A 23,765-nucleotide genomic window follows, 5' to 3' on the forward strand; every position below is an offset into this window, starting at 1 on the left:
CCGGCGTCACGACGAGGGCAACTGCCTGCCGTAGTCGAGGATCTCGTCCTTCGCCGGCTCCTTCAGGACGAAGTCCGTGCCCCAGTCCGAGAAGCGCAGCGTGCCCGCGCTGCCCGCCCTGACCAGCCGCAGCGGGTACGGCGTGCCCTCCAGGGACACGTCCAGCGTGCCGCCGGAGCCCTCGTCGCCGGTGATGCGGATGGTGCGGACGCCGGCCTGCTCGTGGTGCCCGGCGGTGGCGAGCGTGCCGTGCAGGGTCAGCAGCCCGTCCAGCAGCAGGTCCTTGTCGGTGAACCCGCTGAACTTCTTGTACGAGGGGTCGCCCTGCGGCACCTTGACGTACTTGCCGCTGAGCTTCTCGGCCGCCGCCGCGTCGGAACCGCCTCCCTCGCCGTCCGCGTCGCTCCAGAAGCCGGCGTCCGCCTTGAGGAACAGTTCCTCGCCGGTCCTCATCAGCTGGAACGTCATTCCCTTGGCGGTGACCGAGCCGGTGCCGCCGTCGGACTTCAGGCGCATGTCGAGTTTGTACGTGCGTCCGCTGGTGACCACTGTTCCGTGAAGACGTACCGCCTCGGCGGCCTCGGCCGCCTTCCGGGTCTTGGCCTGGATCTTGTCGGCCGGGAGCCTGCCGACCCCGTTGGTCCCCTCGTTCGGGTCCTGCTCGCCGCACCCCGTCAGCGCCGTCCCCGTGACGAGCAGTGCGCACATCGCGCTCACCAGCGCGGCCCTGCGGTTACGGCCCTGGGGAATCGCAGTCACTGGTGGGGCTGCCTTTCTGACGGAGCTGGCGGAACTGACGGACGTGACGGAGCCGGCAGGTCCTGCGGGGCGGACCGGGCGGCACGGCGTACCGCAGGGTACCGGGGCCGTGCGCACCCGTCGGAGCCAGTCCGTCCGGACCCCCCACCAGGGCGTATCCGAACGGTACGGGCTAGCCTGAACCCCACCGGGCGGGCACTTCGGGCAACCGGAACGGACCATGCGGTTCACGGCAGTACGGACGCGACGCCGTACGGAAAGGAGGCGCGGCACATGGCAGCCGGCGCGCCCCGGATCTTCGTCTCGCACCTCGCCGGGATCGCCGTCTTCGACCCGACCGGCGACCAGGTGGGCCGCGTACGCGATCTCGTCGTCATGCTGCGCGTCGGACGGCGCCCCCCGAGGCTGCTCGGCCTGGTGGTCGAACTCGCCACCCGCCGCCGCATCTTCCTGCCCATGACCCGCGTGACCGCCATCCAGTCCGGCCAGGTCATCACGACCGGCGTGCTCAACGTCCGGCGCTTCGAGCAGCGGGCCACCGAACGCCTCGTGTTCGGCGAACTCCTCGACCGGCGCGTCACCCTCGTGCAGACCGACGAGGAGGTCACCGTCCTCGACCTGTCCGTGCAGCAGCTCCCGGCCCGGCGCGAGTGGGTGATCGACCGGGTGTTCGTCCGCAGGGGCAAGAAGGGCGGCGCCTTCCGGCGCGGCAAGGGCGAGACGCTGACCGTCGAGTGGTCCGCCGTCACCGGCTTCTCCCTGGAGGAGCACGGACAGAGCGCCGAGAGCCTGCTCGCCACCTTCGAGCAGCTGCGCCCCGCCGACCTCGCCAACGTGCTGCACCACCTGTCCGCCAAGCGCCGCGCCGAGGTCGCCGCCGCCCTCGACGACGACCGGCTGGCCGACGTACTGGAGGAGCTGCCGGAGGACGACCAGATCGAGATCCTCGGCAAGCTCCAGGAGGAACGCGCCGCCGACGTCCTGGAGGCCATGGACCCCGACGACGCGGCCGACCTGCTGGGCGAGCTGCCCGTCGAGGAGCAGGAGCGGCTGCTGAGCCTGATGCAGCCCGGCGACGCGGCCGACATGCGGCGCCTGATGTCGTACGAGGAGCGCACGGCGGGCGGTCTGATGACCACCGAGCCGATCGTGCTGCGCCCGGACGCCACCGTCGCCGACGCCCTCGCCCGGGTCCGCAACCCCGACCTGTCCCCGGCGCTCGCCGCCCAGGTGTACGTCTGCCGGCCGCCCGACGAGACACCGACCGGCAAGTACCTGGGCACCGTCCACTTCCAGCGCCTGCTGCGCGACCCGCCGTACACGCTGGTCGGCTCGATCATCGACGACGACCTGCAGCCGCTGGCGCCGGACGCCGCGCTGCCGGTCGTCGCCGGGTTCTTCGCCGCGTACGACATGGTCGCGGCGCCCGTCGTGGACGAGGCCGGGGCGCTGCTGGGCGCGGTGACCGTGGACGACGTGCTGGACCACATGCTGCCGGAGGACTGGCGCGAGACGGAGTTCCACCTGGACGAGGAGGCCGGTGCGGATGCCTCCTGAGCGCGAGACGGTCCGTGACCGGACGCCCGCCGGGGCCACGGCGGCGGGCCGGACCCGGGCCCGTCTGGACCAGCCCCGCCCGCCGCGCCGCCGGCTCCTGCCCGAGTGGGACCCGGACGCCTTCGGCCGGCTGTCGGAGCGGATCGCGCGGTTCCTGGGCACCGGGCGGTTCCTGTTCTGGATGACGGTCGCCATCGTGATGTGGGTGGTGTGGAACGTGGCCGCCCCGCGCGAACTGCGCTTCGACCAGTACCCGTTCATCTTCCTGACGCTGATGCTGTCCCTCCAGGCCTCCTACGCGGCCCCGCTGATCCTGCTCGCGCAGAACCGGCAGGACGACCGCGACCGGGTCAACCTGGAGCAGGACCGCAAGCAGAACGAGCGGTCGATCGCCGACACCGAGTACCTGACCCGCGAGATCGCCGCCCTGCGCATCGGCCTGGGCGAGGTCGCGACCCGCGACTGGATCCGCTCCGAGCTCAACGACCTGATCAAGGAACTGGAGGAGCGCGGCAACGGCCACCACGACCGCGGCGTATTCCCGGCGGGCCACCCGCGCCGACGTGACGCAGACGACCGCTGACGGGGCTTTCCAGGCCCGGTGCCGAGCCCCGTACCATCGTCCTCATGGCTACGGAAGACGCGGTGCGCGAAGCACTGGCGACGGTGAACGACCCCGAGATCAACCGGCCCATCACGGAACTCGGGATGGTCAAGTCGGTGGAGATCGGTGCGGACGGAGCGGTCGCGGTCACCGTGTACCTGACGGTCTCCGGCTGCCCCATGCGGGACACGATCACGCAGCGGGTGACGGAGGCGGTCTCGCGGGTCGAGGGCGTCACCCGCGTCGACGTCACCCTCGACGTCATGAGCGACGAGCAGCGCAAGGAACTGGCGGCGGCGCTGCGCGGCGGCCAGACCGAGCGCGAGGTGCCCTTCGCCAAGCCGGGCAGCCTGACCCGCGTGTACGCGGTGGCGTCCGGCAAGGGCGGCGTCGGCAAGTCGTCGGTCACGGTGAACCTGGCGGCGGCGATGGCGGCCGACGGCCTGAAGGTCGGCGTGGTCGACGCCGACATCTACGGCCACAGCGTGCCGCGCATGCTGGGTGCCGACGGACGCCCCACCCAGGTCGAGAACATGATCATGCCGCCGTCCGCGAACGGCGTGAAGGTCATCTCGATCGGCATGTTCACCCCGGGCAACGCGCCGGTCGTGTGGCGCGGCCCGATGCTGCACCGCGCGCTCCAGCAGTTCCTGGCGGACGTGTACTGGGGCGACCTGGACGTGCTGCTGCTGGACCTGCCGCCCGGCACGGGCGACATCGCCATCTCGGTGGCCCAGCTGGTGCCGAACGCCGAGATCCTCGTGGTGACGACGCCTCAGCAGGCGGCGGCGGAGGTGGCCGAGCGGGCGGGTTCCATCGCCGTGCAGACCCACCAGAAGATCGTCGGCGTGGTGGAGAACATGTCGGGCCTGCCCTGCCCGCACTGCGGCGAGATGGTCGACGTGTTCGGCACGGGCGGCGGCCAGGTCGTCGCCGACGGCCTGACCCGCACGACCGGCACGAACGTCCCGGTCCTCGGCAACATCCCCATCGACGTCCGCCTCCGCGAGGGCGGCGACGAGGGCCGGCCGGTGGTCCTGACCGACCCGGACTCCCCGGCCGGCACGGCCCTGCGCGCGATCGCCGGAAAGCTGGGCGGCAGGCAGCGCGGCCTGTCGGGCCTGTCCCTGGGAATCACCCCGAAGAACAAGTTCTAGGACGACCCCGACCCGGCAGCCGGGGCGCCGCGTCCTGCGGCGCCCCGTGCGTCACGCGTACGACGCGCTCATGCGGACGCGGCGGTCATGCGGACGACGCGCTCACGCGGACGGGGCGGTCGCGCGTACGGCACGGTCATGCGCACGGCGCGGTCACGCGTAGAGCGCGATGTCCTTGACGGCCGCGAAGCCCAGCCCGTACGCGCTCATGCCGCGCCCGTACGCCCCCACGTGCACCCCGGCCCCGGTGGAACCGGCCAGCACCCAGCCGAACTCGGACTCCCGGTAGTGGAACTGCGTCGGCACCCCGTCCACCGGCAGCGACAGCGTCGACCACTCGGGCCCCGACAGGTCGTCCGCGAGGGCCCACGCCGTCTCGGTCTGCTGCTCCAGCCAGTCGTCCCGCAGGGTGTGGTCCACCTGGCCGGGCCATGTGCAGGTGAGCAGCCCGACACCCGCGAGCCAGGCCGCCGAGGACACCGATGTGGCCTCCAGCACGCCCGTGCCGTCCGGGCTGCGCCGTACGGGGTTGGCGGCGACGGTGACGACGACCGCGAACTTCTCCTTGGCCTCCTGGTCACCGCCCGCCGTGAACTCGTTGCGCACCGAGGGTTCGTCGCCGTGCCCGATCGAACCGTGCTCCACGGCCCCGTCGGCGGCGGCACCGACCTGCATCAGCCAGCGCCGACCCGTGAAGGCCTCGTCGAGGCCGTACCACGGGAAGGGCGCGCGCAGGTAGTCGTCGACCGTGCGCCGGGCGGAGGCGGCCCGTTGTCCGTCCTCCGCGGCCGGCGCCTGCGCGACTCCCCTACTCGTCGTCTCCATGTGCCGGACGCCTCCTCGCTCTAGTTCGGACCGACCGGCCCGCCCCCCTTCGGGCGTACTCGTCCGGTCCGCACAACAACTCGGCAGCATATCCACACCCGCGCACACTCCCCGGAAAGCGCCGGGCGCGCGGGGCTTCCGCGCCGTCGCCACACAGCGTGCACACGACACGAAAGGGCTGGACGGAACGGGTGCCGGATGTGTCGCGTATGAAACGCGTCACGTACGGGCGAGGGTGAATTGCTCCCCCGTACGGCTCAGAGGGCGCCGCGACGGCTCAGAGGGGGCCGGCGAAGGGCTCAGGTGGCGTCCGCGTCGAAGGGCGGACGGTCGTCGCGCCGCGGCTCCTCGGGCTTCTTCGCCATGTCCACGCGACTGCCCGGCGACGCGGGCGCGCCCGCGGAGGAGTCCGTGTCGCGGCCGTGCACGGCGTCCGTGACCTCGGCCATCTCCTTCTTCAGGTCGAAGCCGTTGCGGATCTCCTTGATCCCCAGTTCGTCGTTCTCCAGCTGCTTGCGGATGAACGTCTTGGGGTTGAGGTCCTCGAACTCGAAGTCCTTGAACTCGGGGCCGAGTTCCTGCCGGATGTCCTGCTTGGCGCTCTCCGAGAACTCTCGGATCTTCCGGATCGTCCGCATGACGTCCTGGATGACCTTCGGGAGCTTGTCCGGACCGAAGACGAGCACGGCGAGGACGATGATCGTCACCAGCTCGAGCGGTCCTATGTCATTGAACACCTGAAGCTCCTTGCGATGTCCTCGGTCCTCGGCCCTCGGTGGTCTGTGCGCGTCTTCCGTGGTCCGGGCCGGATCCACGGTACCCGCCGATCCCGTCCCACCGGTACCGTCCCGTGACGTCCGGGTGCGTGTATGCGATCGGTTTTCGCAGTGTTCGCCTGAACGATCCCGTTACGTGCCGGTCGCCCGGTGATCTCAGCCGTCCCGCGAGGAACCGAGGACGAGGGAGACCGTGCGCTCCTCGCCGTCGCGCTTCAGGGTCAGTTCGAGGCGGTCGCCGGGGCGGTGGGCGCGGGTCTTGACGATCAGCTCCTCACCGGAGTGGACGCGCTGCCCGTCGACCTCGGTGATGACGTCGCCCGCCTTGATCCCGGCCTTGGCGCCGGGGCCGCCCGGGGTGACCGGCGGGCCGCCGTCGTTGCCCTTGGCGCCCACGCGGGCGCCGTCGCCGCCGTAGTTCATGTCGAGCGTGATGCCGATGACGGGGTGGGCCGCCTTGCCGGTGGCGATCAGTTCCTCGGCGACCCGTTTGCCCTGGTTGATGGGGATGGCGAAACCGAGCCCTATCGAGCCGGACTGGCCGCCGTCCAGGTCGGCGCCGCTGTCGGCGGAACGGATGGCGGAGTTGATGCCGATGACGCGGCCCCGGGTGTCGAGCAGCGGTCCGCCCGAGTTGCCCGGGTTGATGGGCGCGTCGGTCTGCAGGGCGTCCACGTACGAGACGTCGCTGCCGTCCCCCTTCTCACCGCCCGCCGTGATGGGCCGCTGCTTGGCGCTGATGATGCCGGAGGTGACCGTGCCGGCCAGGTCGAAGGGTGCGCCGATGGCGACGACGGGGTCGCCGACCTGCACGTTGTCCGAATTTCCCAGCGGCATCGGGGTGAGGCCCCGCACGCCGCTCACCCGCACGACGGCGAGGTCGTAGCCGCTGTCCCGGCCCACGATCTTCGCCCTGGCGGTGTCGCCGCTGTGGAACGTCACCGTGATCTCGCCGCCGGACCCGGCGGGCTCGACGACGTGGTTGTTGGTCAGGATGTGGCCGCGGCCGTCGAGGACGAAGCCGGTGCCGGTGCCCTGTTCCTCGCTGCCGCTGACGTGCAGCGTGACGACACTGGGGAGGGCGCGGGCGGCGATCCCGGCCACGCTGTCGGGTGCCCGCCCGGGGGCCTCCTTGCCGGCCTGCGGCAGCTCTACGCCGCCGACTCCGCCGTTGCGTTCGAGATGTGCGCCCACGGCGCCGCCGATGCCACCGGACACGAGCGCCACCAGCAGCATGCCGCCGAGCAGCGCCCTGCGCCCCCGCCGACGCCGCTGCGCACCGCTCGGCACGGCGGCACCGCTCTGCTGCACCGCCCCGGCACCGCTGGAAACGGCCCAGGGGTCGTAGCGGCGCCAGGGGTCGGGAGCGGGGGCGTCGGCAAAGACCCCGGGGAGGGGAGCGGAGGCGGCGGGGGCCGTCTCGTGGCCGGGCATGGGCGCCGGGTGCGGGCCTGGAGCTGCCACGCCGGGCGCGACCTGGCTCGGCGGCACGCCCGTCCCCGGGGCGGGCGCGGGCGCCGGGTGCTGGACCGGTGGCACGGGCGCGCCGGGCGGCGCCGCCAGGGCCGTTCCGCGGGCCGGTGTGGTCGCCGGGTGCTGGACGGGCGGGGCGGGGGCCCAGGGGCCCGGCTCGCCGTACGGCGGGGTGCTGTAGGGGTCCGGGTCGTGCAGGGGCCCGGGCCGCTCGGTGCTGGGGCCGGCGGGGCCTGCGGGGCTGACAGGGCTTGTGGGGCTGGCGGGCGAGCTGGGGCCCGCGTCGGCGACAGCGGCGTCAAGGCCGGTGGGGTTCCCCCCGACGCCGGCCGAAGCACCGGGCGCCTCGGAAACCGCAGCGCCCTCAGAGGCATCGACGGCGTCCACCGCTGCCGGACGCTCCAGCTCGTAGTCACCGTCGGTGCCGGGCCCCGCTCCCCGTCCGGCCGTCTCCGCTCGGCGTGCCTCCGGCTCCCCCGGCACGTCCCCCGGCGTCTCCGGCTGCCCGGACGGGCCCAGTGCGGGCTTCCCCTCGTTCATGCTCTCCCCCACGCCGGCCGCGGCACGGCCCGTCGGCGGTGACCGCAGTTCGTCGACTCCGCGCCCGGCACGCTGGCGGGGCGCGGCCCACCCCGGATTCAATCAGGTCCGCGCGCCGGCGCGCAGGCGCCGTTCCCCCGGCCGCGGGTCGGGCGCCCGGCGCCCTGTCACGGAAGGTGGTGGGAGGAGGGCGTCGGCGTGGGGACCGGGGTGACCTCGGGGACGGGGGCGGTGAGCAGCCCGGGGGGCGTGGACCACGAGGTCAGGGAGACCGGCGGCGTGGCGGACAGCGGGCCTATCAGGGGGGACACGGCGGCCTGCGCCACCGGCGTGGTCAGCGGGGGCACGTACGGCCGGGCGGTGGCCGGGGACGGCACGCCGGGCAGCAGTGGCGCGGACACCCCGGTCGGGGCGGCCGGGGTGTCACCGATCGCCTGCTGGCCGCCCTGGGCGAGCACCGACCCGGTCGTGCGGCGGCGCTGGGACTCAGGGGTGGCGGTGGCCCCGGCGCCCTGGCTGCGCAGCGGCGTAACGTTGCTGCCGGAGCCGGCGCGCGACTCCGACGTGTCGGCCGTCGTGCCGGTGGTGACCCCGCCGAGCGCGATCGCGGCCAGCGACACGGCCCCGGCGGCGACGAACGCGAACCGCAGCCCGCGCGAGGGCGGCCGGTCGGAGTCGTGGCGGCCGACGTCGTGGAGGGCGAAGCCGCGGCCCGGGGAGGACGGCAGCACCGCGGCGTGCGACGCGGCGGGGGCGTAACCGAAGTCGAGGCGGTGGTCGCGCTTCGCGCCGAAGACCCCGGACGTCCCGAACCGGCCGGGCAGTCCGCCGAGACCGCCGTCGCCGAGCCGCGGGGAACCCAGTCGCGGGGAACCGCCGTCCGGGTCGCAGCCGGGCAGCCCCTGGAGGCGGGCCAGCAGGCTCTCCGAGGGCGGCGGCGGGGCCGTCTCCGCGAAGACGTTCTTCAGCCGGCGCTGCTCGTCCACCTCCGCCTTGCACTTCGGGCAGGTGGCGACGTGCGCCAGTACGCGCTCGCGCGCGTCATGACCGAGCTCACCGTCCACCAGGGCGGCGAGTCGGTCTCCCAGATGCTGTTCCGCGAGGTGTCCCTCGACGGGTTTCGGCCGTGACCCGCTCACGCGCTCGCGCCCCCTCCTCCCAGTGCCGGCACGCGGGCCATGAAGGAGTGGCGCTCGGCCCGGGCCTCCGGCGAGCGGTGCGCGAGGGCCTTGCGCAGCTGGGAGCGCCCGCGGTGGATCCGGGAGCGGACCGTGCCGAGCTTGACGCCGAGGGTCGCGGCGATCTCCTCGTACGACAGCCCTTCGATGTCGCACAGCACGACCGCGGCACGGAACTCGGGGGCGAGCGTGTCGAGGGCCTGCTGGACGTCCGCGTCGAAGTGCGCGTCGTTGAAGATCTGCTGCGGGGTGGGCTCCCGGCTGGCCAGCCGCTCGGCCGCGTCCTCGCCGAGCGCGTCGAAACGGATGCGCTGCTTGCGGCGGACCATGTCCAGGAAGAGGTTCGTGGTGATGCGGTGCAGCCAGCCCTCGAAGGTCCCCGGCGTGTACGTCGACAGGGATCGGAAGACGCGGACGAAGACCTCCTGGGTGAGGTCCTCGGCGTCGTGCTGGTTGCCCGTGAGGCGGTAGGCGAGGCGGTAGACCCGGCCACTGTGCGTGCTGACGATCTCCTCCCACGTGGGAGGAGTCCACGCCGACCCGTCCGCGTCGGTGGAGAACGTCGCGGTCTGCGGGTGGTCAGCGGCGTGGCTGGGGTCAGCAGCGGTGTCGTTCACGGATTTCGGCCTGCCCGCCGATCCGAGGAAGCGCCGCAGCGCCCCTCTGCGATCCACAGGTGCAGCCGCACCTCCCCTGTCGGCTCTGGTGGTGTCCAGTGGAGCCCCTACCATAGCCACCTCGCCCGTTAGCTCCGGATAAGCGGTTTTACGAGAAATTGATCGGGGCTGACACGGCTCGTACGGCTGCGTCAGCACTTGCTTGGCGTCCCGGTCCATCCGCCACCCCCCGTCACGGCATCCGCCCCTGGCTCATCCCGTTAAACGCCCGGTCCCATCTGCGGGTTCCCGACGCCAACGGATACAGTCACGCCCAGGCAACCACGGGGACAGGAGAGGGTCATTACCGGCAACCGGCAGACGAGCTGGGCGTTCGCCGACGCCTTTGTCGCCGAGGACGACGCGCTGCACTGGGCCCGTGACCGGGCCCGTCAGGCAGGGCTGCGCTCGGTGGCGCCCAGCACGGGTTCCGCGCTGCGGTTGCTCGCCGCCGCCGTGGACGCGAAGGCCGTCGCCGAGATCGGGACGGGCTGCGGCGTCTCCGGGATCCATCTGCTGCACGGCATGCGGCCGGACGGGGTCCTCACCACGGTCGACCCGGAACCGGAGCACCAGCAGTTCGCCCGCCAGGCCTTCCGGACCGCGGGCTTCGCCAGCAACCGGGCCCGTTTCATCCCGGGCCGCGCCCTGGACGTGCTGCCGCGGCTCGCGGACGCCGGCTACGACCTCGTGTTCTGCGACGGCGACCGGCTCGAGTACCTCGACTATCTCGCCGAATCGTTGCGTCTGCTGCGCCCCGGCGGGCTGGTCGTCTTCGAGGGCGTCTTCGCCAACGGACGGACCCTGGACTCGGGGCCCCAGCCCACCGAGGTGCTGCGGCTGCGCGACCTGCTGCGCACGGTCCGCGAGAGCCAGGAACTCGTGCCGTCGGTGCTGCCGGTGGGCGACGGCCTGCTGTGCGCGGTAAAGCGCTGAGGCGCCTCCGGATTCGCCGGAAAACCCGGGAAAACCTCCGAGAGAGCCCCTGGTAAAGCAACGGCCCCGGCACCACATACGGTGCCGGGGCCACTGAAAGGGTACGGTCGCTTGCGCGTCAGCCGACGACCTTCTTGAGAGCGTCGCCGAGCGCGTCGGCCTCGTCCGGGGTCAGCTCAACGACGAGCCGACCGCCGCCTTCGAGCGGAACGCGCATGACGATGCCCCGCCCCTCCTTGGTCACCTCGAGCGGGCCGTCACCCGTCCGCGGCTTCATGGCCGCCATGCTCGTTCCCCTTCCTGAAACCAGCTCATCGTCAAAGCCGACGGCCCCCTGAAGGGCACGCACGGTCCGGAACGGGCACGCGCGCGACACCGGCATCGAACACATTGCTTCCCAGCCATTATCCCGCATCGCAGGACCCGATGACCAACATCGGTCGGCATCGCTTGGGCAACGCACACGAGCAAAACCACTCAATTCGGCGATGTGACTGCGATACTGCGCGCCCGTACACACTTCCGCCGAACGGAAACCGCCCGGAATTCTTTGACGCAGCTCACACGGCCGGTCCGTTCCGCTGTCGTTGATCTCCGCCATGCTGTCTGGCAGACAACCGCCACACGGAGGGGATACGCCATGGCCGACACGGTGCTCTACGAGGTGAGCGACGGGCTAGCGACGATCACGCTGAACCGCCCGGAGGCGATGAACGCGCTGAATGTCGAGGCCAAGGTCGCCCTGCGGGACGCGGTGCGGTCCGCGGCGGACGACGACGCCGTACGGGCGGTGCTGCTGACGGCCGCCGGGGAGCGGGCGTTCTGCGTGGGCCAGGACCTCAAGGAGCACATCGGGCTGCTGGCCGCGGACCGGGAATCCGGCTCGGGGCAGACGATGAGCACGGTGCGCGAGCACTACAACCCGATCGTGCGGGCGCTGGCCGGTGCCGCGAAGCCGGTGGTCGCCGCGGTGAACGGCGTGGCGGCCGGGGCGGGCTTCGGTTTCGCCCTGGCGGCGGACTACCGGCTGGTGGCGGACACGGCCGCGTTCAACACGTCCTTCGCGGGGGTGGCGCTGACCGCCGACTCCGGCATCTCCTGGACGCTGCCCCGGGTGGTCGGTCCGGGCCGGGCCGCCGACCTGCTGCTGTTCCCCCGGAGCATCGGCGCGCAGGAGGCGTACGAGCTGGGCATCGCCAACCGGGTCGTGCCGGCCGCGGAGCTGCGCGCCGAGGCGGAGAAGGTGGCGCGGGCGCTGGCCGCGGGGCCGACGGTCGCCTACGCGGCGCTGAAGGAGTCCGTGGCGTACGGGCTGACGCACTCGCTGGAGGAGACGCTGGAGAAGGAGGAGGAGCTGCAGTCGCGGGCGGGGTCCTCCGAGGATCACGCGATCGCGGTGCGGGCGTTCGTCAACAAGGAGAAGCCGAAGTATCTGGGCCGGTGAGCCGACCGGACCCCGGCCGTCTCCTCATGCGCCGGGCCCGGCGGACCGCGCCACGCACGTCTCCAGGTGGTCGTCGACCAGTCCGCACGCCTGCATCAGCGCGTACGCCGTCGTCGGGCCCACGAAGCGCAGGCCCCGCTTCTTCAGGGCCTTGGACAGGGCCGTGGACTCGGGGGTGAGCGCCGGGACGTCCGCGAGGGTCTTTGGTGCGCGGCGGCCGGGCTCCGGGGCGTGGGACCAGATCAGCTCGTCCAGGTCGCCCGGGGCCCAGTCGGCCAGCACGCGCGCGTTGGCGAGCGTGGCGTCGATCTTGGCGCGGTTGCGGATGATGCCGGGGTCGGCCAGGAGCCGTGCGCGGTCGTCGTCGGTGAAGGCGGCGACCTCGGCGATGTGGAAGCCGGCGAAGGCGGCGCGGAAGCCGGGGCGGCGGCGCAGGACGGTGATCCAGGACAGGCCGGACTGGAAGGCCTCCAGGCTGAGCCGCTCGAACAGGGCGTCGTCGCCGTGGACCGGGCGGCCCCACTCCTCGTCGTGGTAGGTCACGTAGTCCGCGGTGGACAGCGCCCAGGGGCAGCGCGGGGCGCCGTCGGGGCCGGTGAGGGCCCCGCTCACCGCTCGGCCTCCCGCGCGGGCTGGTCCGGGGTGGGACGGTGGGCGGCGGCTCGGGCGCCGGCCAGCGCGGCCTCCAGGTCAGCGATGCGGGCGTCCCGCTCGGCGAGCTCGGCGCCGAGGCGGCCGAGGGCGTCGTCCACGTCCGCCATGCGGTAGCCGCGCAGGGCGAGCGGGAAGCGCAGGCGCTCCACGTCGGCGCGGTCCAGCGGCCGGTCCGGCGGCAGGTGGTCCTGGAGCCGCTCGGGGGCGGCCTCGGGCAGCGGGGGCCGCTCGCCGCCGCCCACGACGGCGAGGGTCACCGCGGCGACCACGACGGCGAGCGCCACGACCAGGAACAAGAACATCACCATCGCTGGGGCCCCCACGTCGGATGGATCGGATGCGGATGTGTCAGGCTCCGATCGTGCCATGCGACTCCGACAGCCGGGGTCGCGGGCGGCCGTGGACGGGGACGTACAAGGAGAGGTCACAGGGGATGCTCAGGCTGGGCAGGCGCGAATTCGACCCGCACGAGCCGGTGATCATGGCGATCGTGAACCGGACCCCGGACTCCTTCTACGACCGGGGTGCCACCTTCCGCGACGAGCCGGCACTCGCGCGCGTGGAGCAGGCGGTGGCCGACGGGGCCGCGATCATCGACATCGGCGGGGTGAAGGCCGGGCCCGGCGAGGAGGTGACCGCCGAGGAGGAGGCGCGGCGCACGGTCGGGTTCGTGGCGGAGGTGCGGCGGCGTTTCCCGGACGTCGTGATCAGCGTGGACACCTGGCGGCACGAGGTCGGCGAGGCCGTGTGCGAGGCGGGCGCGGACCTGCTGAACGACGCGTGGGGCGGTGTCGACCCGAAGCTGGCGCAGGTCGCGGCGCGGCACCGGGTGGGTCTGGTCTGCACGCACGCGGGTGGCGCCGAGCCGCGCACCCGCCCGCACCGGGTGACGTACGACGACGTGATGGCGGACATCCTGCGCGTGACGGTCGGTCTGGCCGAGCGGGCGGTGGCGCTGGGGGTGCCGCGGGAGTCGGTGCTGATCGACCCGGGGCACGACTTCGGGAAGAACACGCGGCACGGCCTGGAGGCGACGCGGCGCCTGGACGAGATGGTCGCCACGGGCTGGCCGGTGCTGGTGTCGCTGTCGAACAAGGACTTCGTCGGGGAGACGCTGGACCGGCCCGTGAAGGAGCGGCTGCTGGGGACGCTGGCGACGACCGCGGTCTCCGCGTGGCTCGGGGCGCGGGTGTACCGGGTGCACGAGGTCGCCGAGACCCGGCAGGTGCTGGACATGGTGGCGTCGATCGCCGGGCACCGTCCCCCGGCGGTGGCCCGCCGGGGTCTGGCGTGAGGGCCTCGGCAGGAAGGGCTAGCGGCCGGCTTCCTTGGAGACGAGGGCGACGGCCTCGTCCACGTCGTCCGTGACGTGGAACAGCATCAGGTCCCTGTCGGCGGCCTTGCCCTGGGCGATCACGGTGTTCTTCAGCCAGTCGACCAGGCCGCCCCAGTAGTCGCTGCCGAACAGGACGATCGGGAAGCGGGTCACCTTCTGCGTCTGGACCAGGGTCAGTGCCTCGAAGAGTTCGTCGAGGGTGCCGAGCCCGCCGGGCAGGACGACGAAGCCCTGCGCGTACTTGACGAACATCATCTTCCGGACGAAGAAGTAACGGAAGTTGAGGCCGATGTCGACGTACGGGTTGAGGCCCTGCTCGAAGGGCAGCTCGATGCCGAGGCCGACGGAGACGCCGCTCGCGTCGCAGGCGCCCTTGTTGGCGGCCTCCATGGCGCCCGGCCCGCCGCCGGTGATGACGGCGAAGCCCGCCTCGACCAGGCCCCGGCCGAGCCGGACGCCGGCCTCGTACTCGGGCGAGTCGGCCGGGGTGCGGGCGGAGCCGAACACGCTGATCGCGGGTGGGAGTTCGGCGAGGGTGCCGAAGCCCTCGATGAACTCCGACTGGATGCGCAGCACCCGCCAGGGGTCGGTGTGCACCCAGTCGGTGGGGGCGCGCTCGTCCAGCAGCCGCTGGTCCGTGGTGCTGGCCTGCACCTGGTCCCGCCTGCGGAGGACCGGCCCCAGGCGCTGCTCCCCGGGCGGCTTCCTCTTCCCCTCGGGGTTTCCGGTAGCCATGTGTGCTCCCTCCGTCGGCGTTCGTTCGGCCTCAGCGTAGATCCACCGGGGTTACGTCCGAGGGACCTCCGCATGTCCGCCGCCGGAGCGCCGTAAACACGGTCCGGCCCGCGGCGGCTTCGGGTGTCAGGCCGTCAGCCAGGCCCGCAGCCGCTCCTCGCCCGCCAGGATCTTCGCGGTGTCCACCCGCTCGTCCCGCTTGTGCGCCAAGTGCGGGTTGCCGGGGCCGTAGTTGACGGCGGGGACGCCGAGCGAGGAGAACCGGGAGACGTCGGTCCAGCCGTACTTGGGCTGCGGGGTGCCGCCGACCGCCTCGATGAAGGCCGCAGCGGCGGGGTGGGACAGGCCGGGCAGCGCGGCGCCGCTGTGGTCGTCCACGACGAACTCCTCGACGCCGCAGTCCGCGAACACCTCGCGGACGTGGGCCACCGCCTCTTCCTCCGTGCGGTCGGGCGCGTACCGGAAGTTGACGGACACGACGCACTCGTCCGGGATGACGTTGCCCGCGACACCGCCCGTGATGCCGACCGCGTTCAGGCCCTCGCGGTACTCCAGGCCGTCGATCACGGGGCGGCGCGGCTCGTAGGCGGCCAGCCTCGCCAGGATGGGCGCCGCCGCGTGGATGGCGTTGGAGCCCATCCAGCCGCGCGCCGAGTGCGCCCGCTCGCCCCTGGTCTTCAGCAGCACCCGCAGCGTGCCCTGGCAGCCGCCCTCGACCTGCCCGTCGGACGGCTCCAGCAGCACCGCGAAGTCGCCCTCCAGCCACTCGGGGCGGGCCTCGGCGATGTGCTTGAGGCCGTTGAGGTCGGCGGCGACCTCCTCGTTGTCGTAGAAGACGAACGTCAGGTCACGGTTGGGGGCCGGGACGGTCGCCGCGATGCGCAGCTGGACGGCGACGCCCGCCTTCATGTCGCAGGTGCCGCAGCCCCACAGCACGCCGTCCTCGTCCAGGCGGGAGGGGACGTTCCCGGCGATCGGCACGGTGTCGATGTGCCCGGCGAGGATCACCCGCTCCGGCCGCCCCAGGTTCGTGCGGGCCACCACGTTGTTGCCGTACCGGTCGACCCTGAGGTGCGGCAGGGCGCGCAGGGCGGTCTCGATCGCGTCCGCAAGGGGCTTCTCGGTGCCGCTCTCGGAGGGGAAGTCGACAAGCCGGGCGGTGAGCTTCGCGGCGTCCAGCGTGAGGTCAAGCGGGGTATCGGCCATGCCGTCGACCCTAGCGCCCCCGGTTGCCCGGCACGGTCCGCGCCCGCACGTCCCGGCCGCTGTGGCACCGTCCACACCCGGCACCGGCCCGCAGCCTCCTCAAGTACCTTGTAGGCGTGCCAGAGCCGCCCCCCTCTTCCCAGCGTCGCGGCCGCCTCTTCCGATTCGGGGCGGCCTTCGTGGTCCTGCTCGCGATCGCCGGCTATCTCGCCGTGCAGTACGTCACCGGAGGCAGGGGCGGGCCGGGGTGCAGGGTCGTCTCCGCGAGGGGCGACGGGGCGACGTACGAGTTCTCGCCGGAGCAGGCGGTGAACGCGGCGACGATCACCGCCGTGGGCACCGCGCGGGGCCTGCCGGAGCGGGCCGTGACGATCGCGCTCGCCACCGCGCTCCAGGAGTCCGCCCTGCGCAACATCGACCACGGCGACCGGGACTCCCTCGGCCTGTTCCAGCAGCGGCCCTCGCAGGGCTGGGGCACCCCGAAGGAGATCATGGACCCGACGTACGCGTCGGCCATGTTCTACGACCACCTGGTCAAGGTGCCCGGGTACACGCGGCTGCCGCTGACGGTCGCGGCGCAGCGCGTGCAGCGCAGCGGTTTCCCGCAGGCGTACGCCAAGCACGAGCCGGACGCCGCGCTGCTCGCCGCCGCGCTCACCGGACGTTCGGCGGCCACGCTGACCTGCGAGGGACGGCCGGCCGCCAGCCGGGCCGCGGGTCCGCAGGCGGTGCGTGCGGCGCTGGTGCGGGACTTCGGACGGGACGCGCTCCAGCCGGCGGGCGCCGAGGTGGGCGCCGGGACGGCGACGCCCGGGCCGCCGGCGTCGGCGGACGCGAAGAGCGAGGCCGGGGGGCGCACGGTGGTGGTGCCGGTGACCGCCGGGCCGGGACCGGCCGGGGAGCGCGACCCCGGGCGGCGGGGCTGGCAGCTGGCGCACTGGGCGGTGGCCAACGCCTCGGCGCTGCACATCCAGCGGGTGACGTACGCCGGCCGGGAGTGGACCGCGGGGCGTACGGAGAGCCAGTGGCGTCCGCTCTCCGGCCAGGGCGCCGCGGGCGCGGAAAAGGACGCGGACGCGGTCCGCATCGTGACCGCGCAGTAGTACGAGGCGTCACTCGCGGGGCTTGCCCGCCGGCCGTGGAAAGAGGGGGCGTTCAGGTTTTCGCAGCGCCACCCCCGAATCCCGGAAAGCCTTGGGAATCAAGGGCTGCAAGGATTCGGCGGACTTTCACACCGGACGGCATTTGCCCGTTTTCCTCCGCAGGCGATTATGCGACGCATTACCAACTCTTTACGCCGGTGTGCCGCAACCTTCGCGGGTTTCGAGCGGTAGTCACTGCGTCCGAGCCCGGACGATCAGCATCCAGTCGGTCGGCCAACTCCCGGGTCCGGCACGACACTTCACCGTTCTCTCCCGTGTAAGGAGCATCATGTCCCTCCCCCTGACCCGCCGGATCGCCCGCGCCGCGCTGCTCGTCGCTGCTGGAGCGGCCGCCGGAGTCGGTGCGGCCGGCTCCGCCAGCGCGGCCCCCGAACTGCCGGCCACCCCGAACCTCGGCGGGCTCACCGCCCTGGACGGGGCGAACGCCGGCGCCACGGTCGACGGCGCCGCGCAGAACGTCACCAAGACCGCCGGGAAGACCGGCGCGAAGACGGTCGAGAAGGCGGTGCCCGCCGCGGGCAAGACCGGCGGCAAGGCCGTCAGGAAGGCCACCCCCGTCGCGCAGAAGGCGGCCGGTGACGTGGCCGGTTCCGCCGGGACCGTCGTGGGCGACGCCGCCGGCACGGTGACGAAGGGCGGCCTGCCCACGCAGGAGCTGCCCACCAAGGGCCTGCCACTCAGCTGACCCGGCCTCCCGGCACGCGGAGCGGCGCCCCTCCCCTCCCCGCCCCGCACGCACAGCGGCGGGGCCCAGGATTCCCTCCTGGGCCCCGCCGCTCGCCTGTGTGCGCGCCCCGCGCGGACGCCGGCCGCCGCGCCCTACGCGGAGGCCAGCCGCTGCGCCGCCGCGCGGATGCGCTCGTCCGTCGCCGTCAGGGCGACCCGGACGTGCCGCTCGCCCGCGGGCCCGTAGAAGTCGCCCGGCGCCACCAGGATGCCGAGCCGCGCCAGGTGCGCCACCGTGTCCCAGCAGGACTCGTCCCGCGTGGCCCACAGGTACAGCGAGGCCTCGCTGTGCTCGATGCGGAAGCCGTGCCCCAGCAGGGCCTCGCGCAGGACCGTGCGGCGGGCCGCGTAGCGCTCGCGCTGCTCGCGGACGTGCGTGTCGTCGCCCAGGGCCGCGACCGTCGCCGCCTGTGTCGGCGCCGACGTCATCATGCCGCCGTGCTTGCGGATCTCCAGCAACGGGCCGAGGACCGCGGGGTCACCGGCGAGGAAGGCGGCGCGGTAGCCCGCGAGGTTGGAACGCTTCGACAGGGAGTGCACCGCGACGATGCCGTCGTAGGAGCCGCCGTTGACGTCCGGGTGCAGGACCGAGACCGGGTCGGCCTCCCAGCCCAGCTCCAGGTAGCACTCGTCGGAGAGGACCAGCACGCCGTGCTCGCGGGCCCAGCCCACGATCCGGGTCAGCTCCTCCTTGGCCAGGACCTTGCCCGTGGGGTTGGACGGGGAGTTCAGCCACAGCAGCTTCAGGCCGGCCGGGTCCAGCTCGGTCGGGTCGTCGTACGCCTCGTGGCCGGCGCGCGCCAGCCGGGCGCCCACCTCGTACGTCGGGTACGCCAGGCGCGGGTACGCCACCCGGTCGCCGGGGCCGAGGCCCAGCTGGGTCGGCAGCCAGGCGACGAGTTCCTTGGAGCCGACGACGGGCAGGACATGGCGGTGCGTGACGTCCCGGGCGCCCAGGCGGCGCTCCACCCAGCCGGTGATCGCGTCGCGCAGCTCCGGCGTGCCCCACACCGTCGGGTAGCCCGGGGAGTCGGCCGCGGCCGTCAGCGCTTTCTGGATCAGCTCGGGCACGGGGTCGACCGGGGTGCCGACGGACAGGTCGACGATTCCGTCCCGATGCGCGGCGGCCGTCTGCTTGTACGGGGCCAGCTTGTCCCAGGGGAAGGCGGGCAGGCGATCGGAGACTGCGGACACGTTCTCTGGCTCGCTTTCGTGCGGTGCGGCGGCCTGGCCCGGACGGCAAACGCCTCGGTCCCGTGCGGCCGTCGCGGTGAACAGGCCGTACGGGACCGAGGCGGCGCGCAGGCGGGCCGCTTGCGGGAATTACTCGCCGGAAGCCTGCGGCGGCAGCGCGGCGATGAACGGGTGGTCGCGCTCGATCAGCCCCAGCTTGCTGGCGCCACCGGGCGAGCCGAGGTCGTCGAAGAACTCGACGTTCGCCTTGTAGTAGTCCTTCCACTCCTCCGGAGTGTCGTCCTCGTAGAAGATGGCCTCCACCGGGCACACCGGCTCACAGGCCCCGCAGTCGACGCATTCGTCCGGGTGGATGTACAAGGACCGCTGGCCCTCGTAGATGCAGTCGACCGGGCACTCCTCGATGCACGCCTTGTCCTTGACGTCGACACAAGGCTGCGCGATGACGTAGGTCACGCTGTCGTTCCTCCTCGATAGGGCGCTGGCGGGCCTCCTCAGGCTCCGCCGCCTGGCGCGCGGGAGCGCGGCGTCGTCGATGCCCGCCCCTAGTATCTCCGTTCCTGGGCACGATCCGAACAGGAGGGGTGAACTGACCCGTGGAAATCTCTGCCGCCGGGCGCCTTGAGGTCCGTATCACCGCTGCTGACGTGGGCAAACGGGTCTCCGTGCGGTGCTTGACAGTACCTGGGGGGACGCCCGGGAAGTTCACTGACACGGTGGGGGTTCTCACATCATGGACCGACGGCGTGCTGCACATCACACGCAGGTCCGGTGAGAGTGTCCGCATCCCGGAAGCCACGCTGGTGGCGGGCAAGGTGGTCCCGGCCGCCCCGGCGCGCCGCCGGGGGCCCGCCGCCTCGTACGAGGAGCTGGCCCGGGTCTCGGCGCGGGCCTGGCGGCCGGTGGAGAGCGAGCGGCTCGGCGGCTGGGAGCTGCGGGCGGCGCACGGCTTCACCCGGCGCGCCAACTCGGTGCTGCCGCTCGGCGACCCGGGCCTGCCCCTCGACGAGGCGCTGAACGCCGTACGCCGCTGGTACGGCGAGCGCGGACTGCCCGCCTACGTCCAGACCGCGACCGGCGCCGAGGGCACCCAGGAGCTGCTGTGCGCGGAACTGGAGCGGCGCGGCTGGGTGCGCGAGGTGACCGCGGAGCTGTGGACCGGGGCGCTCGCGCCCGTGGCCGACCTGGCCGAGCCCTCCGGGGTGCGGCTGGCGCGGGAGGCGGACGCGGCGTGGCTGGCGCGCTATCAGCGCAAGGGCGTGCCCGAGGTGGCGCTGCGCGTGCTGGGGAGCGGGCCGTCGGTGTGGTTCGCGTCCGTGCCGGGCGCCGGCGGGGGCGAGGGGGCGGCGGACATCGGAGAGGAGATGCCGGCGGCCGTCGGGGGGCGGGTGCCCGTCGCCGTCGGGCGGTGTGTGGTGGACGGGCGGTGGGCCGGGTTCGCGGCTGTCGAGGTCGATCCGGCGCTGCGGCGGCGAGGGCTGGCCACGGCCGTGATGGCGGCACTCGCCCGGCGGGCCCTGGACGAGGGCGCGTCGGCCGCGTGGCTCCAGGTCGAGGAGGACAACGCCGCCGCGCGGGGCCTCTACACGCGCCTCGGCTTCACCGTGCACCACGCCTACCACCACTACCGCGCGCCGGAAACCGGTGCCGACGGCCGGTACGAGACACCGTGAGAGGGCACCAGCCTGCTATGCGTCCCCCTTTCCCGCCGCCCCCGCAGCGGTCCGCCGAGCTGCGTGACCGGTTCGCCGCCGAGGCCCGCTCCGAGCGGCCCGACCTGTCGCTGCTGTGCCTGCTGATCGGCGCGGCGGCGGACGGCACGCTGGACGACGCCGGCGTCGACGCCGCCCAGATCGAGCTGGACCGGCTCGCCGGGCTGCTGCCGTACCGGCCGGGCGGGCCGCGCGCCTGGGCGGAGTCGCTGCGGGACCTGCTCGGCGGGCAATGCGGGTTCCACGGCACGCCGGGCGACTACCAGCGCCTGGAGTCGTCACTGCTCCAGCACGTGCTCCAGCGGCGGCGCGGGCTGCCGATCCTGCTGTCGGTGGTGTGGCTGGAGGTGGCCAGGCGGGCGGGGGCCCCGGTGTACGGGGTCGCGCTGCCGGGGCACTTCGTCGTGGGGTTCGGGCCGGCCGGGGAGCAGGTGCTCGCGGACCCGTTCGACGGCGGGCGGGTGCTGACCGGGCCGGACGCCGAGCTGCTGGTCGTGGGGGCGACGGGAGCGGCGCCGGATCCGTCGGTGCCGGCGCCCGCGCAGCCGCTGGAGGTGGTGCTGCGGATCCTGAACAACATCCGCGCGTGGGCGGCCGCGCGGCCGGAGCGCTCCGACGTGTCGCTGTGGGCGCTGGACCTGTCGCTGCTGCTGCCCGCGCACCCGGCCCGGCTGCGCTACGAGCGGGCGGTCCTGCTGGTGCAGCGGGGCGAGTTCCTCGCGGGCGCGGCGGAGCTGGACGCGTACGCGGACGTCGTGGCGGCGGTGGACGAGGACGCGGCCGAGAAGGTGCGCGGGGAGGCGCGGGTGGCGCGCGCCAAGCTGAACTGAGCCGCCCGGCGACCGCGCGTCGCCCCGGGCACCCCCGTGGAGACCGCCCGCCGCCCCGGGGCACCCGGCGGGTGCGGGGTGCCCCGGGGCGGCCGGTTCGTCAGCTGGGGTCGGTCTCGATGACGGCCACGCGGTCCGTCCTGCTCGTCAGGACCTGGCGCAGGGCGCCGTACACGTCCTGCGGGGTGACGGGCGTCTTCTCGCCGTTGCCCCGGGTGATGCGCACGTCGTCGAACGCCTGGCCGTAGAGCGCCTTCAGGGCGCCCAGATCGGGCTTGTCGACCAGCTTGCCGTTGACGGCCTCGACCCTGAGGAACTTCCACAGGGACTTCTCGGGGCTCATCGGGACCGCGTGCGCCGCGTCGGTCTGCACGGTCACCTTGGCCGACATGGCCGGCTCGGCGAACTCCTTCATCATCCGGTCGACCTCGGCCCGGGAGACCTCGGGCTGCTGGATGCTGGTCGGGACGTTCACCGGGGCGGAGGTGCCGGTCTCGACCTGGGCGCGGTACGCCGCCTCCACCACGTCGGCCGCCCTGCCGACGTGGATACCCTTGCCGGCCTTGGGATACACGGGGACGGCCCGGCCGGACTCGAACCTGATCGTGCCCTCGGTCACGGAGCCGGCCCCGCCGGCCGCGTCCTCCAGGGCGACGTGCAGCTTCTCCTCGTCGACGGGCATGACCGGCTCGACGACCCGGTGGTTGCCGAACAGGGAGCCGATCACGGAGACCGGGTGGTAGTCGCTCCTGGCCGCCTCGGCGACCGTGGTCTGCATGTCGAACTGCAGCCCGGCCTGGTCCGGCGTCAGCTCGACGGTCGTGCCGCCCACCGTCAGCCTCAGCGGCTTGTTCACGCGGTCCTCGAAGGCGCGGTCGAGCTTCTCGACGGCGTCGTCGCGGGTGCCGCCGCCTATGTCGACGCCCAGCACGGTGGTGCCCTTGGGCACGTCCGAGTGGTTCATCAGCAGCCCGGCGCCGTAGGCGATCCCGGCGGCGAAGACCAGGCCGCCGCCGAGCAGCACGAGCTTGTTGCGGCCCTTCTTCGGCGGCCTCGCGGGGCTCGCCGGCTGCGGCGCGAGCGGGTCGGGCAGCTGCGGGGGCGTGTGCGGCAGCGGTCCGTCGGCGGACGCGCCGGGGCTGTAGGGCGCGTTCCGGTCGGTCGGGACGACCGGGATGCCGCTGGTGACGGTGTGCCCGGAGACGTTGTCGCCGGGGTTGCCGTAGCCGGGGCCGGCCGGTTCGGGGGCCGGTTTCTGCGGGGTGAGGATCGCCGTGTCGTCGCTGAGCCCGCCGCCGAGGCCGGGACCGGAGGCCGCGCCGGGACCGGAGAGCGGGCCGGGGCCGCCCGGGCCCGTGCCGAGCGGCGGCGTGAGCGGGCTGTCGCCGGTGACCGGGCCGCCGGTGGGGCCCTGCGGGCCGGCCGGCTCACCGAAGTCGTGGGGGGCGTCGTAAACGGGCATGCCGTTGTGGTCGAGGCGGGGCTGCTGCCCGGTCCGCTCGCCCCGGCCGTGGTCGGCGAAGTACGGCAGGCCGTCGCGGTGTGCGTCGCCCTCGGGTCCGGGGCGGGGGCTGCTGCCGAGCGGCCCCGCGGCCAGCGCCTCGGTCACGTCGAAGGAGCCGGTGCCGCCGCCGTGCCCGGGCGCCACGGGTCCGCCCGTCGCGCCGGACATCCCGGCGCCGTTCGCACCGCCGGGGAGCGTGCCGCCCTGGCCGCCGGGCCGGGAACCGCCCGGCGCGCTCATCGGGCCCGCCACGCCGCCGGGCCGCGCCGCGCCGGAACCGGGCACACCGGAACCGCCGGGTCCGCCCGCGCCGTTGGCCGCGCCGTCGACCTGACCGCCCTTGGCCGCCGGGGACTTGCGGGGGGCGAACCAGTCGCTGGTCTTCTCCTCGGCCTGCCGCCCGGGCTCGGCGGGAGGCTCCGCGGAACCGGCGGCCGGGGCCGGGCCGGGCGCCGGGGCCTCGGCGGCCTGGTCGGCCCCGCCGCCGGATTCCCCGACGGGTTTGCGCACGACGACCGGCGGAATCGGCCGGGACCCGGGAATGTTGATCCGGACCCGGGTCGTCAGCTGGGTCTCGGTCTTGCGTTCTTCCGGCTGCGTGGCCGAACGGCCCGCCTCCGCACCGCCGTCGGCCCCCGTCGGGGTGCCGTACGGCGGCGTGCCCGAGGGGTATGCGGCTCCGCCGCGCCCGTTGGGCCCGGTGGACGGACTGTCAGTTTCACGACTCAAGGCAGGTTCTCCCGGTTGGCTCCGCCGCCCGTCACGTCACCTCACGCTGGGGGCTCCCCCTGCCCGAGCGG

General features: G+C 73.6%; 24 protein-coding genes. 10 read left to right on the forward strand and 14 right to left on the reverse strand.

Annotated features, from left to right (window positions below; translation table 11 throughout):
* Positions 1 to 6: 6 nt before the first annotated feature.
* Positions 7 to 759, reverse strand: a complete 753-nt coding sequence (locus AB0M97_RS06540; RefSeq protein ID WP_365959606.1) for a hypothetical protein — start codon at positions 757 to 759, stop codon at positions 7 to 9.
* A 273-nt stretch (positions 760 to 1,032) separates the two neighbouring features.
* Here AB0M97_RS06540 and AB0M97_RS06545 point away from each other — a divergent pair, with 273 nt between their 5' ends.
* Genes AB0M97_RS06545 through AB0M97_RS06555 form a run of 3 tightly spaced genes read left to right on the forward strand, consistent with a single transcriptional unit; the run spans position 1,033 to position 4,077 of the window.
* Positions 1,033 to 2,316, forward strand: coding sequence for a CBS domain-containing protein (locus tag AB0M97_RS06545; RefSeq protein ID WP_365959607.1), 1,284 nt, complete (start codon positions 1,033 to 1,035; stop codon positions 2,314 to 2,316).
* A complete protein-coding gene (locus AB0M97_RS06550; protein WP_365959608.1) occupies positions 2,306 to 2,899 on the forward strand; it encodes a DUF1003 domain-containing protein in 594 nt (197 codons plus the stop codon). The genes AB0M97_RS06545 and AB0M97_RS06550 overlap by 11 nt, the downstream gene beginning before the upstream one ends.
* 44 nt (positions 2,900 to 2,943) lie before the next feature.
* Positions 2,944 to 4,077 carry an Mrp/NBP35 family ATP-binding protein gene (locus AB0M97_RS06555; RefSeq protein WP_365959609.1) on the forward strand — a complete coding sequence of 378 codons (1,134 nt, stop codon included), beginning with the start codon at positions 2,944 to 2,946 and terminating at the stop codon, positions 4,075 to 4,077.
* A 153-nt stretch (positions 4,078 to 4,230) separates the two neighbouring features.
* Here the strand turns inward: AB0M97_RS06555 and AB0M97_RS06560 are convergent, their stop codons facing one another.
* The 5 genes from AB0M97_RS06560 to sigE form a co-directional block, all read right to left on the reverse strand.
* Positions 4,231 to 4,902 carry a hypothetical protein gene (locus tag AB0M97_RS06560; protein ID WP_365959610.1) on the reverse strand — a complete coding sequence of 224 codons (672 nt, stop codon included), beginning with the start codon at positions 4,900 to 4,902 and terminating at the stop codon, positions 4,231 to 4,233.
* Between the two features lie 299 nt (positions 4,903 to 5,201).
* Positions 5,202 to 5,639 (reverse strand): sec-independent translocase, encoded by a 438-nt coding sequence (locus AB0M97_RS06565; protein WP_365959611.1) that lies wholly within the window; start codon positions 5,637 to 5,639, stop codon positions 5,202 to 5,204.
* A 195-nt stretch (positions 5,640 to 5,834) separates the two neighbouring features.
* Positions 5,835 to 7,691, reverse strand: a complete 1,857-nt coding sequence (locus AB0M97_RS06570; RefSeq protein ID WP_365959612.1) for a trypsin-like peptidase domain-containing protein — start codon at positions 7,689 to 7,691, stop codon at positions 5,835 to 5,837.
* Positions 7,692 to 7,858: 167 nt separating this feature from the next.
* The gene (locus AB0M97_RS06575; RefSeq protein ID WP_365959613.1) at positions 7,859 to 8,830 is read right to left on the reverse strand and encodes a zf-HC2 domain-containing protein; all 972 of its coding nucleotides are present in this window, start codon (positions 8,828 to 8,830) and stop codon (positions 7,859 to 7,861) included.
* A complete protein-coding gene (sigE, locus tag AB0M97_RS06580; RefSeq protein WP_365959614.1) occupies positions 8,827 to 9,600 on the reverse strand; it encodes an RNA polymerase sigma factor SigE in 774 nt (257 codons plus the stop codon). The genes AB0M97_RS06575 and sigE overlap by 4 nt, the downstream gene beginning before the upstream one ends.
* A gap of 162 nt (positions 9,601 to 9,762) precedes the next feature.
* Between sigE and AB0M97_RS06585 the strand changes: the two genes are divergently transcribed.
* Positions 9,763 to 10,461, forward strand: coding sequence for an O-methyltransferase (locus AB0M97_RS06585; RefSeq protein WP_365959664.1), 699 nt, complete (start codon positions 9,763 to 9,765; stop codon positions 10,459 to 10,461).
* A 118-nt stretch (positions 10,462 to 10,579) separates the two neighbouring features.
* On the opposite strand, the gene AB0M97_RS06590 is transcribed toward AB0M97_RS06585, so the two are convergent.
* On the reverse strand, positions 10,580 to 10,747 hold the full coding sequence (locus AB0M97_RS06590; protein ID WP_003966491.1) for a DUF3117 domain-containing protein: 168 nt from the start codon (positions 10,745 to 10,747) through the stop codon (positions 10,580 to 10,582).
* Between the two features lie 354 nt (positions 10,748 to 11,101).
* On the opposite strand from AB0M97_RS06590, the gene AB0M97_RS06595 reads away from it, so the two are divergent.
* Positions 11,102 to 11,905, forward strand: coding sequence for an enoyl-CoA hydratase-related protein (locus AB0M97_RS06595; RefSeq protein ID WP_365959615.1), 804 nt, complete (start codon positions 11,102 to 11,104; stop codon positions 11,903 to 11,905).
* Between the two features lie 24 nt (positions 11,906 to 11,929).
* Here the strand turns inward: AB0M97_RS06595 and AB0M97_RS06600 are convergent, their stop codons facing one another.
* Together AB0M97_RS06600 and AB0M97_RS06605 are read right to left on the reverse strand one after the other, a co-directional pair.
* Complete coding sequence (locus tag AB0M97_RS06600) at positions 11,930 to 12,517, reverse strand: DNA-3-methyladenine glycosylase I (RefSeq protein ID WP_365959616.1); 588 nt, start codon at positions 12,515 to 12,517, stop codon at positions 11,930 to 11,932.
* The gene (locus AB0M97_RS06605; protein WP_365959617.1) at positions 12,514 to 12,867 is read right to left on the reverse strand and encodes a DivIVA domain-containing protein; all 354 of its coding nucleotides are present in this window, start codon (positions 12,865 to 12,867) and stop codon (positions 12,514 to 12,516) included. The genes AB0M97_RS06600 and AB0M97_RS06605 overlap by 4 nt, the downstream gene beginning before the upstream one ends.
* Before the next feature lie 125 nt (positions 12,868 to 12,992).
* Between AB0M97_RS06605 and folP the strand changes: the two genes are divergently transcribed.
* Positions 12,993 to 13,853, forward strand: coding sequence for a dihydropteroate synthase (gene folP / locus AB0M97_RS06610; RefSeq protein ID WP_365959618.1), 861 nt, complete (start codon positions 12,993 to 12,995; stop codon positions 13,851 to 13,853).
* A gap of 18 nt (positions 13,854 to 13,871) precedes the next feature.
* Here folP and AB0M97_RS06615 read toward each other — a convergent pair whose 3' ends face one another.
* The gene (locus AB0M97_RS06615) at positions 13,872 to 14,630 is read right to left on the reverse strand and encodes a TIGR00730 family Rossman fold protein (protein ID WP_365959619.1); all 759 of its coding nucleotides are present in this window, start codon (positions 14,628 to 14,630) and stop codon (positions 13,872 to 13,874) included.
* Between the two features lie 126 nt (positions 14,631 to 14,756).
* Positions 14,757 to 15,836: a succinyl-diaminopimelate desuccinylase gene (dapE, locus tag AB0M97_RS06620; protein WP_365959620.1), complete on the reverse strand. Its 1,080-nt coding sequence runs from the start codon at positions 15,834 to 15,836 to the stop codon at positions 14,757 to 14,759.
* Positions 15,837 to 15,952: 116 nt separating this feature from the next.
* Here dapE and AB0M97_RS06625 point away from each other — a divergent pair, with 116 nt between their 5' ends.
* Both AB0M97_RS06625 and AB0M97_RS06630 read left to right on the forward strand, forming a co-directional pair.
* Positions 15,953 to 16,939 carry a heavy metal transporter gene (locus tag AB0M97_RS06625; protein ID WP_365959621.1) on the forward strand — a complete coding sequence of 329 codons (987 nt, stop codon included), beginning with the start codon at positions 15,953 to 15,955 and terminating at the stop codon, positions 16,937 to 16,939.
* Positions 16,940 to 17,267: 328 nt separating this feature from the next.
* Positions 17,268 to 17,684, forward strand: coding sequence for an ATP-binding protein (locus tag AB0M97_RS06630; protein ID WP_365959622.1), 417 nt, complete (start codon positions 17,268 to 17,270; stop codon positions 17,682 to 17,684).
* A 134-nt stretch (positions 17,685 to 17,818) separates the two neighbouring features.
* On the opposite strand, the gene AB0M97_RS06635 is transcribed toward AB0M97_RS06630, so the two are convergent.
* Together AB0M97_RS06635 and fdxA are read right to left on the reverse strand one after the other, a co-directional pair.
* On the reverse strand, positions 17,819 to 18,919 hold the full coding sequence (locus AB0M97_RS06635; RefSeq protein ID WP_365959623.1) for a bifunctional succinyldiaminopimelate transaminase/glutamate-prephenate aminotransferase: 1,101 nt from the start codon (positions 18,917 to 18,919) through the stop codon (positions 17,819 to 17,821).
* A gap of 129 nt (positions 18,920 to 19,048) precedes the next feature.
* Complete coding sequence (gene fdxA / locus AB0M97_RS06640; protein WP_365959624.1) at positions 19,049 to 19,375, reverse strand: ferredoxin; 327 nt, start codon at positions 19,373 to 19,375, stop codon at positions 19,049 to 19,051.
* Positions 19,376 to 19,515: 140 nt separating this feature from the next.
* On the opposite strand from fdxA, the gene AB0M97_RS06645 reads away from it, so the two are divergent.
* Positions 19,516 to 20,592: a GNAT family N-acetyltransferase gene (locus AB0M97_RS06645; RefSeq protein WP_365959625.1), complete on the forward strand. Its 1,077-nt coding sequence runs from the start codon at positions 19,516 to 19,518 to the stop codon at positions 20,590 to 20,592.
* A 17-nt stretch (positions 20,593 to 20,609) separates the two neighbouring features.
* Positions 20,610 to 21,461, forward strand: coding sequence for a transglutaminase-like domain-containing protein (locus tag AB0M97_RS06650; protein WP_365959626.1), 852 nt, complete (start codon positions 20,610 to 20,612; stop codon positions 21,459 to 21,461).
* Positions 21,462 to 21,561: 100 nt separating this feature from the next.
* Here the strand turns inward: AB0M97_RS06650 and AB0M97_RS06655 are convergent, their stop codons facing one another.
* Entirely contained in the window at positions 21,562 to 23,694 is a 2,133-nt protein-coding gene (locus AB0M97_RS06655) for a hypothetical protein (RefSeq protein WP_365959627.1), read from the reverse strand.
* Between the last annotated feature and the right edge of the window lie 71 nt (positions 23,695 to 23,765).

The organism is Streptomyces sp. NPDC051207 (assembly GCF_040682395.1).
Taxonomy (GTDB): domain Bacteria; phylum Actinomycetota; class Actinomycetes; order Streptomycetales; family Streptomycetaceae; genus Streptomyces.